Origin of the sequence: Altererythrobacter sp. CAU 1644 (assembly GCF_029623755.1) — a bacterium.
GTDB classification, from domain to species: domain Bacteria; phylum Pseudomonadota; class Alphaproteobacteria; order Sphingomonadales; family Sphingomonadaceae; genus Erythrobacter; species Erythrobacter arenosus.
This window is the reverse complement of sequence record NZ_CP121106.1, coordinates 2,617,911-2,634,665: the sequence shown is the minus strand read 5'-3', so window position 1 is coordinate 2,634,665 and position 16,755 is coordinate 2,617,911. Positions and strand designations below refer to the sequence as shown.

The 16,755-nt window shown below is 63.2% G+C and carries 13 protein-coding genes; 4 read left to right on the top strand and 9 right to left on the bottom strand.

Translation table 11 applies throughout. The features are described from left to right. Positions 1-6 precede the first annotated feature (6 nt). From P7228_RS13090 to P7228_RS13080, 3 genes are read right to left on the bottom strand one after another with little or no spacing between them, the layout of a single operon-like run. Complete coding sequence (locus P7228_RS13090; RefSeq protein WP_278015678.1) at positions 7-3,513, bottom strand: error-prone DNA polymerase; 3,507 nt, start codon at positions 3,511-3,513, stop codon at positions 7-9. Between the two features lies 1 nt (position 3,514). Continuing rightward, on the bottom strand, positions 3,515-4,966 hold the full coding sequence (locus P7228_RS13085) for a UdgX family uracil-DNA binding protein (RefSeq protein ID WP_278015677.1): 1,452 nt from the start codon (positions 4,964-4,966) through the stop codon (positions 3,515-3,517). Beyond that, complete coding sequence (locus tag P7228_RS13080) at positions 4,963-6,207, bottom strand: putative DNA modification/repair radical SAM protein (RefSeq protein WP_278015676.1); 1,245 nt, start codon at positions 6,205-6,207, stop codon at positions 4,963-4,965. Before P7228_RS13080 ends, P7228_RS13085 begins: the two co-directional genes overlap by 4 nt. A gap of 255 nt (positions 6,208-6,462) precedes the next feature. Here P7228_RS13080 and P7228_RS13075 point away from each other — a divergent pair, with 255 nt between their 5' ends. Further along, positions 6,463-7,188: a carbonic anhydrase gene (locus tag P7228_RS13075; RefSeq protein WP_278015675.1), complete on the top strand. Its 726-nt coding sequence runs from the start codon at positions 6,463-6,465 to the stop codon at positions 7,186-7,188. Positions 7,189-7,238: 50 nt separating this feature from the next. On the opposite strand, the gene P7228_RS13070 is transcribed toward P7228_RS13075, so the two are convergent. The 3 genes from P7228_RS13070 to P7228_RS13060 all read right to left on the bottom strand — a co-directional run bounded on the left by P7228_RS13070 (position 7,239) and on the right by P7228_RS13060 (position 9,925). After that, positions 7,239-7,571, bottom strand: a complete 333-nt coding sequence (locus P7228_RS13070) for a PilZ domain-containing protein (RefSeq protein ID WP_278015674.1) — start codon at positions 7,569-7,571, stop codon at positions 7,239-7,241. Positions 7,572-7,644: 73 nt separating this feature from the next. Then, positions 7,645-9,180: a DUF6504 family protein gene (locus P7228_RS13065; RefSeq protein ID WP_278015673.1), complete on the bottom strand. Its 1,536-nt coding sequence runs from the start codon at positions 9,178-9,180 to the stop codon at positions 7,645-7,647. Next, complete coding sequence (locus tag P7228_RS13060) at positions 9,131-9,925, bottom strand: recA-like protein (protein WP_278015672.1); 795 nt, start codon at positions 9,923-9,925, stop codon at positions 9,131-9,133. Before P7228_RS13060 ends, P7228_RS13065 begins: the two co-directional genes overlap by 50 nt. Before the next feature lie 143 nt (positions 9,926-10,068). Between P7228_RS13060 and P7228_RS13055 the strand changes: the two genes are divergently transcribed. Beyond that, positions 10,069-10,551, top strand: a complete 483-nt coding sequence (locus P7228_RS13055) for a pyridoxamine 5'-phosphate oxidase family protein (protein ID WP_278015671.1) — start codon at positions 10,069-10,071, stop codon at positions 10,549-10,551. Between the two features lie 80 nt (positions 10,552-10,631). On the opposite strand, the gene P7228_RS13050 is transcribed toward P7228_RS13055, so the two are convergent. Beyond that, on the bottom strand, positions 10,632-12,209 hold the full coding sequence (locus P7228_RS13050; protein ID WP_278015670.1) for an amino acid permease: 1,578 nt from the start codon (positions 12,207-12,209) through the stop codon (positions 10,632-10,634). Between the two features lie 117 nt (positions 12,210-12,326). Next, the gene (locus P7228_RS13045) at positions 12,327-13,727 is read right to left on the bottom strand and encodes a sodium-dependent transporter (RefSeq protein ID WP_278015669.1); all 1,401 of its coding nucleotides are present in this window, start codon (positions 13,725-13,727) and stop codon (positions 12,327-12,329) included. A gap of 128 nt (positions 13,728-13,855) precedes the next feature. Here P7228_RS13045 and panB point away from each other — a divergent pair, with 128 nt between their 5' ends. Continuing rightward, positions 13,856-14,728 carry a 3-methyl-2-oxobutanoate hydroxymethyltransferase gene (gene panB / locus P7228_RS13040; protein WP_278015668.1) on the top strand — a complete coding sequence of 291 codons (873 nt, stop codon included), beginning with the start codon at positions 13,856-13,858 and terminating at the stop codon, positions 14,726-14,728. Between the two features lie 8 nt (positions 14,729-14,736). Next, positions 14,737-15,810 carry a DUF475 domain-containing protein gene (locus P7228_RS13035; RefSeq protein WP_278015667.1) on the top strand — a complete coding sequence of 358 codons (1,074 nt, stop codon included), beginning with the start codon at positions 14,737-14,739 and terminating at the stop codon, positions 15,808-15,810. Here the strand turns inward: P7228_RS13035 and P7228_RS13030 are convergent. After that, positions 15,782-16,747 (bottom strand): bile acid:sodium symporter family protein, encoded by a 966-nt coding sequence (locus tag P7228_RS13030; protein WP_278015666.1) that lies wholly within the window; start codon positions 16,745-16,747, stop codon positions 15,782-15,784. The two genes, P7228_RS13035 and P7228_RS13030, sit on opposite strands and share 29 nt — an antisense overlap. Between the last annotated feature and the right edge of the window lie 8 nt (positions 16,748-16,755).

The following is a 16,755-nucleotide window of genomic DNA, read 5'->3' as shown; positions in this document are numbered from 1 at the left end:
GCGCTCTCAATGAAAATCGCGTGAGGGTGGAAGCATGCGCGGGATGACGCGGACGTTGCGCGGATGTGTGCGGGTGTTCGGCAATTCGTCGATCAGGTCGCGCGGCCTGATCGCTTCTCGCCCGCCATGCTCCCTCTGGGTCGAGGGCAGCGGACTGTTGACGTGATCGGCGCGCGCAATCGGCGCGTTGAGCAAATCATCTGAAAGCATGTGCAAGGACGCCGTAGCGTCGGTCATGTGATGCGCGATCACGTGTATCACCTCGTCGTCATATTCCACCCGGCCGCGCACCTCCATCAGACGCGCTCCCATGACGACCCGGCGCTGCTTTTCTTTTAAGTCCGGCCAGACAACAAGATTAACCACTCCGGTCTCGTCTTCAAGTGTAATAAAACAGACACCCTTGGCAGAACCGGGCCGCTGTCGAATTAATACAACTCCGGCGACATTGACCATGCTGCGGAATTTGCGATTTCTGAGATCGCTGGCGCGAACGAATCCGCGCTCGGCAAGACTTGCCCGCAGGAAGGCCAGCGGATGCGCTTTCAGGCTGAGACGCGTGGTCTGGTAATCGGCCACGACCTCTTCGGAAAGCGGCATCTGCGGGAGCGCGGTGCGCATCTTCTCGGCCCCCTCGTCGCGTTCCGCCGCCGCCTTGAACAGCGGCAGATCGGGGGCGGAGATCAGGCTGCGCGCATCCCACAAGGCCTGCCTGCGCGGCAGGTCGAGCGAAGCAAAGCAGTCCGCACTGGCGAGCCGCTCGATATGTGCAGGAGAGAGTCCGGCACGGTCCTTGAGTTCGCCGACATCGTGATAGGGGCCGTTCTCGGCCCTCTCCGCGACCAGTGCCGCCGCAACATGCTCGGGCAGGCCATCGACCTGCCGAAGGCCAAGGCGCAGCGCAATATGGCGGTCCATCCGGCCCTGGCGGGTTTCCTGCGCCTCTCCCGTTTCCTCCAGCGTACAATCCCACAGGGAGTGGTTCACATCAGCCGGCAGCACTTCGACCCCGTGCTCGCGCGCATCGCGCACAATCTGCGCCGGGGCGTAGAAGCCCATCGGTTGCGAATTGAGCAGCGCGCAGCCGAAGGCGGCGGGGAAGTGGCACTTGAGCCAGCTTGAGACGTAGACGAGGTGCGCAAAGCTTGCCGCGTGACTTTCCGGAAAGCCGTATTCACCGAAACCGCGAATCTGGTTGAAGCACCGTTCGGCAAAATCGGGGTCGTAGCCGCGCGTCACCATCCGTCCGACCATCATGTCCTGCAATTCGTCGACCATGCCGCGGCTGCGGAAGGTCGCCATCGCCTTGCGCAGCCGGTTGGCCTCGGCCGAATTGAACTTGGCCGCGTCGAGCGCGATCTTCATCGCTTGCTCCTGGAAGATCGGGACGCCCAGCGTGCGTTCGAGGATGCTGGAGAGCTCGTCGGGTGGGCCATATTCCGGAGAAGGCGCCGGGATCACGACCTTCTCCGCACCGCGGCGGCGTTTGAGATAGGGATGCACCATATCGCCCTGGATTGGGCCAGGGCGCACGATCGCGACCTGGATCACCAGGTCGTAGAACTCGCGCGGGCGCAGGCGCGGCAGCATGTTCATCTGCGCGCGGCTTTCGACCTGGAACACGCCGAGCGAGTCGCCCTTGCGCAACATGGCATAGGTTTCCGGATCCTCGCGCGGGACACTCGCCAGCGTCAGCCTGCGATCGTGATGCTCCTCCAGCAGGTCGAGGCATTTCTTGATGCAGGTGAGCATGCCGAGCGCCAGCACATCGACCTTGAGGATGCCGAGCGCGTCGATGTCGTCCTTGTCCCACTCGATGAAACTGCGTTCGGGCATGGCGCCATTGCCGATCGGGACCGTCTCGGTCAGCGCGCTCTCGGTGAGGATGAACCCGCCGACATGCTGGCTGAGGTGGCGCGGCATGCCGATCATCTGTCTGGTTAGCGCGAGGACGCGCCTGAGATGCGGGTCGGTGACGTCCATCCCGGTCTCACCGACATGCTTTTCTCCGATCTCGCGCCCCCATCCGCCCCAGACGGTGCGCGCGAGCGCGCTGGTGACGTCCTCCGACAGGCCCATAGCCTTACCCACTTCGCGGATTGCCATGCGCGGACGGTAATGGATCACCGTCGCGCACAGGCCCGCGCGTTGTCGGCCGTAGCGGCGATAGATGTACTGGATCACCTCCTCGCGCCGCTCGTGCTCGAAATCGACGTCGATATCGGGCGGTTCCTTGCGCTCTTCGGAAATGAAGCGGTCGAACAGCAGCGCATGCTTGGCCGGGTCGACGCTGGTGATCTCGAGGCAGTAGCAGACCGCCGAATTGGCCGCACTGCCGCGCCCCTGGCACAGGATCGGCGGGTCGACGCTGCGCGCGTAGTCGACGATATCCTTGATGGTGAGGAAGTAACGCGCGAGGTCGAGCTTCTCGATCAGCGCCAGCTCGCGCTTGAGCGTCTGCCGCACGCTGTCAGGCAAGCCTTCCGGATAGCGCCTTGTAGCGCCCTTCCAGGTTTCGCTGTCGAGATATTGCTGCGGCGTCATGCCGTCAGGGTAAATCTCTTCGGGATATTCGTAGCGCAGCTCATCGAGGCTGAAATCGCAATTGTCCGCCACCTCGCGCGCCGCCTGGATCGCATGCGGCCAGCGCGCAAACAGGTGCACCATCTCCTGCGGCGGTTTGAGGTGACGCTCGGCATTGACGTGGAGCAGGTGCCCCGCCCGCGCGACCGTGGTCTTGTGCCGAATCGCGGTCATCACGTCCTGCAGCGGGCGCCGCTCGGGCGCATGGTAGTGGACATCATTGGTGGCGAGCAGCGCAAGACCGTTCGCGCTGGCCAGCGCATCGAGCCGGGTGATCCGCGCAATATCGTCACCGCGGTAGAGATAGCTTGCAGCGAGATAGCGGAAGGTGGGCAACCCCGCACTCAGCTGAGGAAGGACTTCCCCGAAGGTGCCCGTCGCATGTTCTGGATGCCCTCTCCCATCCAGCGTAACCACATTGCTTGCCCAAGCAGGCACGGTGAAACGCGCCTCCAGATCATCCGGCGGCAGCAGGATCAGCTGCACATCCTCGGCGTGGCGCGCGAGCATGGCGAGCGAGATGTGGCACTCGCCTTTCTCCTGCCATTCGCCGTCGAGCGTGCTCATCCGGCCCGTGCTGATCAGGCGACACAGGCGCCCATAGGCGGCGCGGTCGCGCGGGTAAGCGAGAAAGGCGAGCCCCTCGACCGTTTCGATCCGCGTGCCGATCACCGGCCTCAGCTTGAGCGTCTTCGCCTCGGTATGTACCCGCACGACGCCAGCCATCGAGTTCGCATCGGCAATCCCGATCGCGTCATAGCCCTGGGCACGCGCTGTCATCACCAGGTCGACCGCGTCGGAGGCGCCGCGCAGGAAGCTGAAACAGCTCACCAGCCCCAGTTCGACGAAGGGCGCGCGCTCAGGCGTGTCGATCAGCTCGGGATCGAGTTCCACCGTTCGGCGCGGAATGTGAAGGTCGTTCTCGGGCATTTCACCCCGCCACCTCCGCCAGCCGCGCCCTCACCGCCGCAAGGTCGGCGGCGAACAGGCGTTCCTGCTCTTCGCGCGCCGCACCATCGAGCCGCAGCAGGTAGGAGGGATGCGCGGTGATCCACAGCTCGCTCGCCCCCGAACCAGCATCGCCGAGCGGGATCGGAGCGCCGCGCACTTTCGAGATACTCACCGTCCTGCCGAGCAATCCGCGCGCCGCCGACGCACCCAGCGCGAGGATCACCCGCGGTTCGACGATTTTCCGCTCCGCCTCAAGCCACCAACGGCAGGTGTCGATCTCCTTCGCGGCGGGATTCTGGTGCAGCCGTCGCTTACCGCGCATGACATATTTGAAATGCTTCACCGCATTAGTGACATAGGCCGAGCGGCGGTCGATCCCCGCGCGTCCGAGATGGATGTCGAGCAATTGCCCGGCCGGGCCAACGAAGGGTCGCCCGGCAAGATCTTCCTGGTCGCCCGGCTGCTCGCCGACGATCATCAGCGCAGCGCGGTCGGGTCCCTCGCCCATCACCGCGTGATTATCGAGGCCGCCAATCGGGCACTTGCCACAACGATGGATCGCTTCCTCGATTGCAGCGAGCGTTTCCGGTCGCTCCTCGAATTCCAGCGCACCTCGTGCGACCATCTGTGCTTCGCGCGATTGCGCGCCCGCGATAAGCTCAGGGATGAGCGCCGCCTCGGGCATGTTCTTCCAGTATTTCTTCGGCATCTCCTTCAGCATCGCGCCAACCTTGAGTCGCGCCGGATTGAAGATCGAAGAGTAATATTTGCGCCAGAGATCCTCCATCGGATCGCCGCCGGGCGCATCACCGCGCTGCGCAGGCAGACCTTCTTCCAGCACCTCGCCATCCCAGTGCAGGCTGCCGCGCGGCGTCAGGATCGACCAGCGCATGTTGGCGAAGCGGCGGACGAAGAAGCCGGCATTGGCACGCAGGATGTGATGTTCGGGTTCGAACCAGGCGACGTAATGTTCGCCCACCTCCGCGTCCTCGCTCTCGACCAGACGAAAACGGACGAAGGCGTGCATCTTGTGGCTGTCGCGCCGCACCGCCTTGGCCAAATCCTCGACCCGTCGCACATCGGGATCGGCGCTGTCCTCCATCACCCTGGGCTTGGACTGGAGCCGCCACAGCAGGCGGTAAAGCAGCGTAAATCGCTCCGGTTCGGAATGGAGCAAGGCGCTTTTCGCCAGGCTGACAAAGCGCTTGCTCGCCCGCACCGCGCGCGCATCCGGCTCGGGCACCGGCATGCGCCGCTCGCCGTGCGCAAAGAGATCGCCATTGCCGCCCGGCTCGACCCAGGCGATCCGGTCGGGCGGGACATCGCACTGGACGAGGCTGCGCGCCCGCTCGCGCCAGAAATCGAAATCGTCCGGCTCGGGCATGCTCACCACGTAATAGGCGCCAAGCTTGACGTGCTGCAGCGCGGTCATGCCGCGAACAGTTCCAGCTGCTCTGCCTTGGGCGCGAGCAGGCTTCTGAGGTCGGTACGATCGGTGAGGAATGTCGGGCGCCAGTCGCAGGTGACGATGAAGGGGCGCACCTTGGCGATCGACAGCGTCAGCTTGGCCACATCGTCGAGCCGCAGGACACGGTGTCGCCGCGCGATCAGGATACGCTTTACCGCCGTCGTTCCCAGACCCGGCACGCGCAGCAATTGCTCCTTCGCCGCGCGGTTGACGTCGACCGGAAAACTGTCGCGAAACTTGAGCGCCCAGGCGAGCTTGGGATCGATGTCGAGCGGCAGGTTTCCATCGGCCTCTGCCGCCTGCACGATCTCGCCCGGCTTGAAGCCGTAGAAACGTATCAGCCAGTCGGACTGGTAGAGCCGGTGCTCGCGGATCAGCGGCGGGCGTTTCAAGGGCAGCACCGCACTGGCATCCGGGATGGGGCTGAAGGCGCTGTAATAGACCCGCCGCAAGCCAAAGCTCCGGTAAAGCCCGCTCGCCTTGCCGACGATATCGGAATCGGTCGCGCCATCGGCACCGACGATCATCTGGGTAGACTGGCCCGCCGGGGCGAAGCGCGGAGCGTGGCGAAAGCGCTTCCTGGCATCCTTCGCCGCGACGATATCCGTCTTGACCTTGTCCATCGCGCCTTCGATCTGCGCCGCGCTCTTGTCGGGCGCGAGGCGGGTCAGCCCGCTGGCAGTCGGCAATTCGACATTGATCGAAACACGATCGGCATAGAGCCCCGCCTGGTGGACCAGTTCAGCATCCGCTTCGGGAATGGTCTTGAGATGGATATAGCCACGAAAATCGTGTTCTTCCCGCAGGATACGGGCGGCTTCTACCAATTGCTCCATCGTGTGGTTCGAGCTTTTGACGATGCCCGATGAGAGGAACAGCCCCTCGATATAATTGCGCTTGTAGAAAGCGAGTGTGAGGTCGGCGACCTCCTGCGGCGTGAAGCGCGCGCGACGCACGTTCGAGCTCTTGCGATTGACGCAGTAGTGGCAGTCGAACACACAGTGATTGGTCAGCAGGATCTTCAAGAGCGAGATACACCGTCCGTCCGGTGCATAGGCATGGCAGATCCCCATCCCCTCGGTCGAGCCGATCCCCTTCCCCCCCAGTGAGTTCTTCTTCGCCGTTCCAGAGGATGCGCAGGAAGCATCGTATTTCGCCGCATCAGCGAGGATTTCGAGCTTCTGGAGAATGGTCTGCGACGACATATGTTCTTTATATGTTCTTTTCAGCCTTCCGCCAATATCAAATGACGTATCCGCGGGAACCTAACCGCTACAGGCACGTAATAAGGCCACGGACCGGGCCCCTCTGGCGAGCGCACTGCACTCGTGATGTCGGACGTACTCGAGGAGGCTGGCACCGAAATTCCCAAATTGGCCGGCCAGACGATTTTCGCGACTGTCGCGAGCGGGTATGGCCTGTGCCAACTCCTCCGGCATTTGCACGGTTTGGAGTGGATAATGAAATATCTTGCAATTCTCGCCACGGCTTCGCTCGCCGCAGCCCCGGCACTCGCCGCAGACAAGGACTGGAAATTCGGCGATGGACAAATGCCGGAGCGCTGGTCAACGGTGAACAGCGATTATGCCATCTGCGATGCGGGGCTCATGCAGTCGCCGGTCGACCTCGGTCAGGCCAAGGCACGTGGTGAGATCACCGTCTCGACCAATTATGGCGAAACCGGCGGCACGCTCGCGGTCAGCGACCAGAAGCTGCAGGTCGATTTCCCTGCCGGGATGCACATGCATTCGGGCGACAAGCACTTCAACCTGATCCAGGTTCACTTCCACACCCCGTCGGAACACGCCATCAACGGCAAGCGCTATCCGCTCGTGGCGCACTTCGTCCACGCAACGGACAAGGGTGAACTGGGCGTGCTCGGCGTGATGTTCGAGGAAGGCGACGCAAACCCTGCCCTGGGTGCGATCGGCAATGCGCTGTCGAGCGGCAACGGTTCTGCGCTCAATCTCGATGCGTCCGAGATGATCCCCGATGACCTGTCGGTATACCGCTACATGGGCTCGCTCACGACGCCGCCCTGCAGCGAAGGCGTCAACTGGCATGTCGCTGAAGAGGTGATGGAAGCAAGCGCGGAGCAGATCGCTGCCATGGCCGGATCGCTCGGTCCGACGGCGCGTTCGCTGCAGCCCCTCGGCAACCGCCTGTTGGTGGCACCGGTCGAATAACCGGGTTCGACATTCGATTTGAAGAGGGCGGCTTGCGAGCCGCCCTTTTTTTAGTCCGTGCGGCGCTGGGCCCTTTCGAGGCGTTTCTCGAGCCGCTGGCGGCACAGGTGATCGATAATCGCCTCGTGCAATTTTCCGTCGAAGGCGACTCCGGCAAATTGGCCGTCTACCCACACGACCTTGCCAAGCGGAGCGCGGATTCCATCGACCTTGAGCGAGATCACTTCGCCTTCCTGGGTGAAGCCGAACTTGCCCTTGATCTTGCAGCCACCTTCGGAAAGGTCGATCAACTCGACGCAGACGGGGCGCGAACGCATCCGCCCTTCGACAAGGATGTCGAGCGGCTTGCGGTCGGCAGCGCGATTGATTTCCGGTGCGTTCATAATCTTCGTTTGCCAGCAAGGTGTAAAATTTGCGTGATTTCGCAGCCCTTAGAAACAATTAATGTCGGGTCCGTTAACCAAAGAAGCCCTGTAGGAACCACGCCGGTAGCCCCCCACGACCATCGCCGATAATACCGCTGCGGTAGAGCCAATAGCGGCGCCCCTGCCTGTCTTCGATGCGGTAATAGTCACGCAAACGCACCGAGGATTTCTCCCGCCACCACTCGGGCGCGATCCGCTCCGGCCCCTCCACCCGCGCGACTTCGTGCACCTGTCCGCGCCAGCGGAAGGACTTGGGATAGCCGTCGGGCGACGCATAGAGCACCGCGATCGCCTCTGGTCGGTCGAGCAGTTTCAGCGGCCGAAAGTTAAAGGCCAATTCACCTTGTGTGGCTGGATCGGGATCGAGCGGGGCCTGCCAGCGCTGCGCCCTTTCGGGGATATGGCTGGCAAAGGGAACCGGATGCCGCACCGCCTGCTTGCCAAGCCTTACCGTGATGCGATCGACGAAACCGCTGAGCGAGGTACCATGCTCCTCGGCGGCGGCTTCGATATCGCCCTGTTCCAGGGCCAGCGGTTCGGCCCAGCTGGCGCGCAGGCGAACCGTCTCGATCCCGAAGCCGGCATCGACATCGTCGAGCTTCGCGCCAAACAGCCGCGTGATATGCGATGCATCGCGCGTTGCCGCCGAAAGTTCGAGTGCGCGCACCACCACTTCGCCATCGACCCGCCACAGCCCCAGTTCGAGTCGCCGTGCGCCCTTCCCCTGCCCTTCGAGCTCGCGCGCCATGTCCTGCGCAAGATCCGCCAGCACCTGGTCGAGCAGGTCGCGGTGGCGGATCGGCTCCATCAAGCGGCGCTGGACCAACGGCACCTGCTGCGGCACCACCGGCAGCAGCGGTTCGGGCAAGCGCCCCAGGATCTGGTCGAGCCGGAGCAACGGATTGGACGCGGGCGACTTGCGGTTGCGGAAGCGGCGTTGCAGCGCATCGCGCCCGACACCGTGCAAATCCTCGAGCCGTTTGAGTCCCAGCCTCCGCAACACTGCAATCACATCCTCGTCGAGCCGCAGGGCAGCGACGGGAAGCTGCGAGAGATGCGCTGCGGCATCTTCCGCTGCGCCAAGGATGGCGTGGCGCGGCCCATAATGCGCCAAGGCCCACGCCGCTCCGGCGGTGGGCGCAATGGCAAGCCGCGCAGCCAGTTTTCGGGCACCGATGGCCGCACTGGCATCCTCGAGCAGACGCCGCTCTCCCCCGAACAGATGGGCGACCGCGCTGACGTCGACGATCACCCCGTCGGGCGGGTCGAGCGCGCTCCACGGCCCCCAGCGCTGCGCCCACAGCGCCAGCTTCTCGAGGAAGGCGAGATCACCCGCCGGATCGGAAGGGGCGACCTTGAGTTCGGGGCACAGCGTCCGCGCATCGGCCAGCATCATCCCGGCCCGTGCACCGGCCTCGCGTCCGGCATCGTTGGTGGCATCGATCCGCGGGCCATGCGCGGTCTCGGTGATCAGGGCGAGCGGTTCGGCATCGGCCCCCTCGCCCCGCGCGAGATCGTTAGAGAGCCGCCATCGATCGACCGACAGCCGGGCGAACCAGACCGCCATAATGCGGCGTGGCGGTGCGCCCTTCGTTGGCTGACGAGCGGGTGGCGGTGAGGCGTCCGCCGTCATCGCTTAAGATCCATTCTCCGGGGGCATGGCGACGGGCGCGGAACAGCTCCGCTCGCCACGAGGGAATGCCCGGTGCACTGGCATCCCAGCGTCCAGGCGGCGAAACTTCGGACTTTACGGTCCAGCGCATCCGGGCCGAGGAAAGGTCGGGCCTGGCATCGAGCCGTACCAGCCACAAGGGCACGCCGTGCTTCTCGGCGGTAAGGCTGAGCCGACGCGAGGCGGTAAAGTCGAGCGCCCGCGGATTGCCTGCGATCTCGCCCACCACGAAGGCCAATTCGCGGCACCTGAGCCCCTCTTCCAGGGCGAAGAGCGCATCCTCGGGCGTCCGCGCCTCGACATGGATTAACCGGTGGCGCAATTCGCCGGGGAGCCCGTGCCAGTAAGGCCTCCCGCTGCGCTGCATGGCCGCCCGGTCCTGCACCCACAGCACCATGCGGCGATCCTCACCCTCCGCCAGCGGCCCTCGATCGAGCGCTGCCAACCCATCACGCGCCAGCAGCAGCGCCAAGGCAGCCCCGCTCCCCTCGCTCGAACTGGCAAAGACCTCGCTGTGCGAAGGAGCAGCCAGTCCCGGGCGCCAGCGCATCTCGCGTTTCTGCAAGGTGGCCAGTGTCCTGGACACGGCGAGATCGTCACCCTGTTGCAGGGCGGTAGTGGAGAGAGACGAACGACTCATATGTTCTTATTGTGTTCCAAGAAAGAGCGATTCGCAATCATTCGCTGCGATTCATCCTTCCCCAGCCTCAACCGAGCGATGGAGCCGGAACGAATACCCCCTCCAAGCCGTTGAAAAACCGAAAGCAAAGGAGATCACCCCCAATGAAATACTCTGAAGGCAAGGCCGACGAACTGAAGAAGCAATTCTGGAAATCGCTGGCCGATTCCCCCTTCCTCATGCTGCAGCGCGACGACGACCCCAAGAGCGCCGCGCCGATGACCGCCCAGATCGACAAGGATGCCAACAGCGCGATCTGGTTCTTCACCCAGAAGAACAGCACTTTTGCCAAGCTTGGCGATGTCACCGCGACCTACGAAGGCAAGGACCACGAAGTGTTCGTCCGCTTCCACGGCCGCCTGCAGGTCGAGGAAGACCAGGGGCGTTTCGAGCAGTTCTGGAACAACTTCGTGAAGGCCTGGTACGATCAGGGCAAGGACGATCCCGACCTGCTGTTCCTGCGTATGGACCTGGGCGACGCAGAAATCTGGAGCGGCGACTACAGCCTGCTCACAACCGCCAAGATGGCGCTGGGCAAGACCGTCCACGACGATGTCCAGGACAAGCACGTCGAAACCACCTTGTAACCGCCGAAGCGCGAACACAGATCAAAGAAAAGGGCCGCTCCCACTTAGGGGGCGGCCCTTTCTGGTTTGTTACGCCCGGATCAGTGTTGAGGCGGGTGGATCGGAATCATGGTCTCCTCGCCCGCGACATCGTCGACCACCTCGACGATACCCTTGCCGAGATGGCTACGGCTGCGGCTGTAGGCAAAATAGACCACTAGCCCGATGGCACTCCAGATCGGCAGCACCATCATTGCATCGGCCGGCAGATTGAGGAACAGGAAGGCGGTTCCCAGCACCGTTGCCGGTGCGACGAACCACACCCCTGCAACCTTGAAGCTGCGCGGCACATCCGGCCGTGTCTTGCGAAGCACCAGCACCGCGACCGCCACCATGAGGAAGGCGTAAAGCGTCCCTGCGTTAGCGATATCGGCCAACTGGCCGACCGGCAGCAAAGCCGCGGCGACCGCGACCACCGCACCGGTTGCGGCGGTGACAATATGCGGCGTGTGCCACTTGGGGTGGACCCGGCTCAGCACTTCGGGAAGCAGGCCGTCACGGCTCATCACGAAGAAAATGCGCGTCTGGGCGAACAGCAGCACCAGGATGACCGAGGGCAGCGCCAGGAACGCCGCAATACCCAGCATATTGCCAATGCCCGAGAAGCCGATCTCGCGGAGGACATGTGCCAGCGCTTCCTTCGAGCAGACGAGCGCACCCGCATGCTCCGGCAAGGCGCACTGGCGTGCCAGCTCCTCCGAGCCTGCCGGGAACGGAATACCGCCCGGCCCCATGATCGGCTGGCCCCCGATCGTGCCGACCGCACCGGCCGCGACCAGGATATAGAAAATGGTGCAGATCAGCAGCGAACCGATCAGGCCGATCGGAACGTTGCGCTGCGGGTTCTTGGTCTCCTCCGCAGCGGTCGAGACCGCATCGAAACCGACATAGGCGAAGAAGATCGTCGCCGCTGCGCCAACCGCCCCGACCCCAGATCCGAAGCCGCCGAACATGCCCGCCGGCAGGAATGGATTGAACTGGTCAGGATCGAAATAGGCACTGGTCAGGGTCAGCGCGATGAACGCCGTCAGCGCAGTCACCTTGATCGCCACCAGCACGGCATTGACCATTGCGCTCTCGCTCGTGCCGATCATCAACAGGCCCGTGATCAACAGGGCGATAATCAGTGCCGGAAGGTTGATCAGCCCGCCTTCCGCGCCGCCAAGGAATAGCGGCCCGGCGCTGAGCCAGGCCGGCAAATGTATCCCCATGAATTCATTCAGGATCGTCCCGACGAAATATCCGGACCAGCCAACCGATACCGCGCTGGCAGCGATGGCGTATTCGAGCACCAGCGCCCAACCCACGGTCCAGGCCAGCAACTCGCCCATCGTCGCGTAGGTGTAGGTGTAGGCGGAACCAGACACCGGGATCGTCGAGGCGATCTCGGCATAGCACAGCGCCGCAACCACGCAGACAGCACCGGCAATGACGAAGGCCAGCATCAGGCCAGGCCCGGCCTTCTGCGCACCGGCGGCGGTCAGCACGAAAATGCCGGTGCCAATGATACAGCCGACGCCAAACAGCATCAGCTGGATTGCGCCAAGCGAGCGCTTGAGCGACTTCTTTTCCGCCGCAGCAAGAATTGCGTCGAGCGGTTTGATCCGATCTAGGAGCATCGTGGGATATCCAGTGACCCGAGACGAGCCTCTCCCGCCCCGCCGGTCACGCGCGATTTAGCCGCGTTTTCTCGCAAACGGTAATGTTTTGACCCAACAATCCCGGGATAATTGCGTCTAGGACATCAGCCCCGTCACCATGATCACCCCAAGCACAATGGGGCATAGGAAACGCACCAGGAAGCGCCAGAACTGGTGCAAGGCGCCGTCGAGCCCGTTCTCCTCGTCGATCAGCCTCGCATCGGCGATCCAGCCGACGAAGATGCAGACCAGGATTGCGCCCAGCGGCATCATGATCTTCGCTGTCACCCCATCGAGCGCATCGAAGAAATTCGATTCGGCAAAGATCGGGATGAACGCCAGCGGCCGGAAATCGGCCAACTCGTTGAAGGAAAGTGCCGCGAGGGTACCCAGCACACCGGCGACTCCGCAAAGAATCAGCGTGGTCGCGAGCCGGTTCAGCCCGGTCAATTGCTTGAGCCAGGCCGTAGATGGCTCGAGCAGGCTCACCGAACTCGTCAGGGCAGCGAAAGCCACCATGATGAAGAAGGCGAAACCGATCAGCGAGCCGAACGGCATTGCCTGGAATGCCACCGGGAGCGACTGGAACATGAGCCCGGGCCCGGCGCTCACCGACAGGCCGGCGGCAAAGACGATCGGGAAGATGCACAAACCGCCGATCAAGGCCACCATCGTATCGGCACCGCCGATGATGCCGGATGTCTGCGCCAGGTTCACGTCACGCCCAACGTAGGCGCCGTAGGTGATCATGCTCGCCATGCCGAGCGAGAGCGAAAAGAATGCCTGCCCCACCGCCGCCAGCATCACCTCGGGCGTCAGCTTGGAAAAGTCGAAGGTGAAGAGAAAGCTGATCGCTTCGGAAGCAGCGCCCGTCGCCAAGCCATAGATGGTGATGAGCACCAGCAGGACGAAGAAGGCTGGCATGAGCCATGACGCCACCCACTCGATCCCGCTCGATACGCCGCGCGCGACGAAGAAAGCGGTGATGGCGAGGAACGCCAGGCCGCAGCCCACCATCAGCCGGGCATCGCCGAACAGATTGGGAAGCAGTCCCTCGATATCGGCCGCAGGGCGGCCCTGGAAGGCGCCGCCGGCAAGGCCGGTCTGGATCATGTCGCCGAGAAAGACCCAGATGTAATAGAGGACCCAGCCGCCGACCACGCAGTAGAAGCTCAATATCAGCAGCGACCCGATGACCCCGAGCGTGGCGATCAGGCCCCAGTGCTTCGACGCGTTCGATTCTGCCGCCAGCTTGCGTACGCTTTCCGGCGCGGAGGATTGGCCATGGCGGCCGATCAACGTTTCCGCCAACAGCACTGGCAAGCCGATCAGGATCACGCAGAAGATATAGAACAGAACGAAAGCGCTACCGCCGTTAGTCCCGGCTTCCGTCGAGAATCGCCACAGGTTTCCGAGGCCGACCGCTGAACCGATCGCAGCGAGCAAAAAGGCCCTGCGCGAAGTCCAACCATCGCGCGGCGCGTCTGCAACTGCCATTATCTTATCCTTCCCTGCCCCTGTGCGGGGCCTCCTTCATTGCTACCGAGGCTAGCGGTCCCCGGGGGCAATTCAAGGCACAATATGCGGACTTTCCCCGCATAGCGGCAGCGTCTAGAAGGCCTGCCATGTCCACGACGTTCCAGATCGACACCTCGACCAGCCGCGCCAATCCGACGCCGGCGCCGATGAAACGGCTTACCGTCCCGCGCATTCGGTCGCGCAAGCAGGACGGGAAGGTCGAAGAGCCGATCGTCATGCTGACCGCCTACACGGCTAGGCAGGCGCAGCTGCTCGACGCCCATTGCGATATCCTGCTGGTAGGAGATTCGCTCGGGCAAGTTATCTACGGCCTCCCCTCTACCGTCCCGGTCACAATGGAGATGATGTCGAACCATGGCGCTGCCGTGGTGCGCGGCAGCTACAATTCGGTGGTGGTCGTCGACATGCCTTTCGGCAGCTACGAAGGTTCGCCGCAGCAGGCATTCGACAGCGCGGCGCGGCTTATCAAGGAAACAGGCGCCGCCGCGGTGAAGCTCGAAGGCGGCAAGGCCATGGCCGAAACCATCGCCTTCATCACCCAGCGCGGTATTCCGGTGATGGGCCATGTCGGCCTGACGCCACAGGCTGTGAATGTGCTGGGCGGCTATGCCGCTCGCGGCCGGACAGACGCCGAGGCCGAGACGATCCTCAACGACGCCATTGCGCTCGATGACGCCGGCGCTTTCGCGATCGTTGTCGAGGGCGTGGTCGAACCGATCGCGATCGAAGTGACCAGGGCCGTGTCCTGCCCGACGATCGGCATCGGCGGTTCGGCGCAATGCGACGGCCAGGTTCTCGTTACCGAGGACATGCTGGGCATGTTCGAACGCGTGCCCCGCTTCGTTAAGAAATTCGAGAACATCGCCGGGACCATCCAGCAGGCGGCGGCGGCATATGCTGCCGAGGTGCGGGCGCGGACTTTTCCGGGCGAGGAACAAACTTACCAACCCAAGGATTGAGCCGCGCGATGAACACAATCATGCGCTTTTACGGGTTTTCGCTCGTCTTCACTGCTATCTGCCTGGGACTTGGCGGATGGTACGGCTGGTATGCTACCGGCACCCTCCTGGGCATGGCCGAGGTGCTGTGGATCGTCACGATCCTGTCGATCCTCGAGATCTCGCTCAGTTTCGACAACGCCGTCGTCAATGCCTCGGTCCTCAAGGAGATGGACGAGGTCTGGCAGCGGCGCTTCCTCACCTGGGGTATCGCCTTTGCCGTCTTCGGCATGCGGGTGGTCTTTCCGCTCGCCATCGTGGCGATTGCCGCAGGGCTCGGGCCGGTGGAGACGATCAACCTGTCACTCAACCAGCCGCAGGAATACGAACGGATCGTCAGCTCCGCGCATGTCGGCATCGCCGGGTTTGGCGGCGCGTTCCTGGCAATGGTCGGGCTGAAGTTCTTTTTCGATCTCGACAAGGATGTGCACTGGATCCGGGCCCTGGAAGAGTGGCTGTCGCGCTTCGCGGCGTTACCCGCCATCGAGATCGCTGTGCTGTTACTGGCCCTGTGGGGCATCTCCACCCTGCTCGAGCCGGAGGAAGCGCTGACCTTCCTCGTTGCCGGAATCCTCGGCCTTGTCACCTTCATTGCTGTCGAGGGCATCAACGCTATCCTCGAGCTGAAGGAAGAGGCAGCGAAGCTGCAGGGCGCCGTGGTGCGCAGCGGGCTCGGCGGTTTCCTCTATCTGAACGTACTCGATGCCAGCTTCAGCTTCGACGGAGTTATCGGCGCCTTCGCCCTGTCCAACAACATGGTGATCATCGCGCTGGGCCTTTCGATCGGGGCGATGTTCGTGCGCTCGATGACCATCCACCTCGTCCGAAAGGGTACGCTCGCACAGTACCGGTTCCTAGAGCACGGCGCTTTTTGGGCGATCATCGTGCTCGGCGGGATCATGCTGATATCGGCCAAGGTTCACATCCCCGAGACGATCACCGGGCTGATCGGGGCTATCCTGATCGGGCTGAGCTTCTGGTGGTCGGTGCGGCACAACCGCCGCGAGAATCCGGTCAATCCGATGCCCGTGCAAGCCGATTAGCGACAGGCGCAGCCAGCACCAGCTGGAACAAGTGATAGAGCAATAGCGGTGCGATGACGAAGCCGCCGACTTCGGGCGCGAAAAGGATCGCCGCCAGAGGGGCTCCAATTGCGACGCTTTTCTGTGCGCCGGCGAAGAGGAAGGCGATCCGATCCTCGCGGGCAAAGCGCATGGCTCCGCTGGCAAGCCATGCGCCGATGTTGGCGAGCAGAAGCATTCCCGTGACGAGCGCGATCAGCACAGCCCAACCCTGCGCGTCGAACATTTCGCCAAGTCCCTGCTCCACCGCTCCGGAAAACGCGACATAGACCGCGATCCCGATCACGATCCGGTCAAGCCAGACGACTTGCGACTTGTGCGCCACGATCCAGTCGCGCGTCCAACCCTGGAACAGTTGGCCCAGCACGAAGGGTAACAGCAGGATCAGGCCGATCCTGACGATTGCCTCGTTGCCCAACTCCCCAACTTCGCCTCCGCCGAGCACGGCGAACAGCGGAGCGGTGACGAACACACCTGCGATATTGATCAACGCCGCGCCGACGACCGAAAGCGCGATATTGCCTCCTGCAAGGCTGGTATAGGAGGTAGCGGATTGGATCGTTGACGGCAGGGTACCGAGGTAGAGGAACCCCAGTGCGACAAGCGGTGGCAAGATGCCCTCTGCCAAGCGCGATACCGCGAGGCCGCCAAGCGGCATCACGAGGAACACGAACAGAAACAGCGGGAGGAAGAACCGCCAGTTCGCAAAGCCGCGCAGGATCTCTCCGCGCGCGATGCGTATCCCGTTGACGAGGAACAGCGCAAAAATGCCGATGTTCGAGATATCGCGTGCGACTTCGCGCGCCTCGCCGACCGCGGGAAAGGCGATCGCGCCCAGCGTGGCAATCGCCAGCACCGTGATCATCGGATCGGCAAACATCGACAGAGTTCTGCGCATTATTGGCA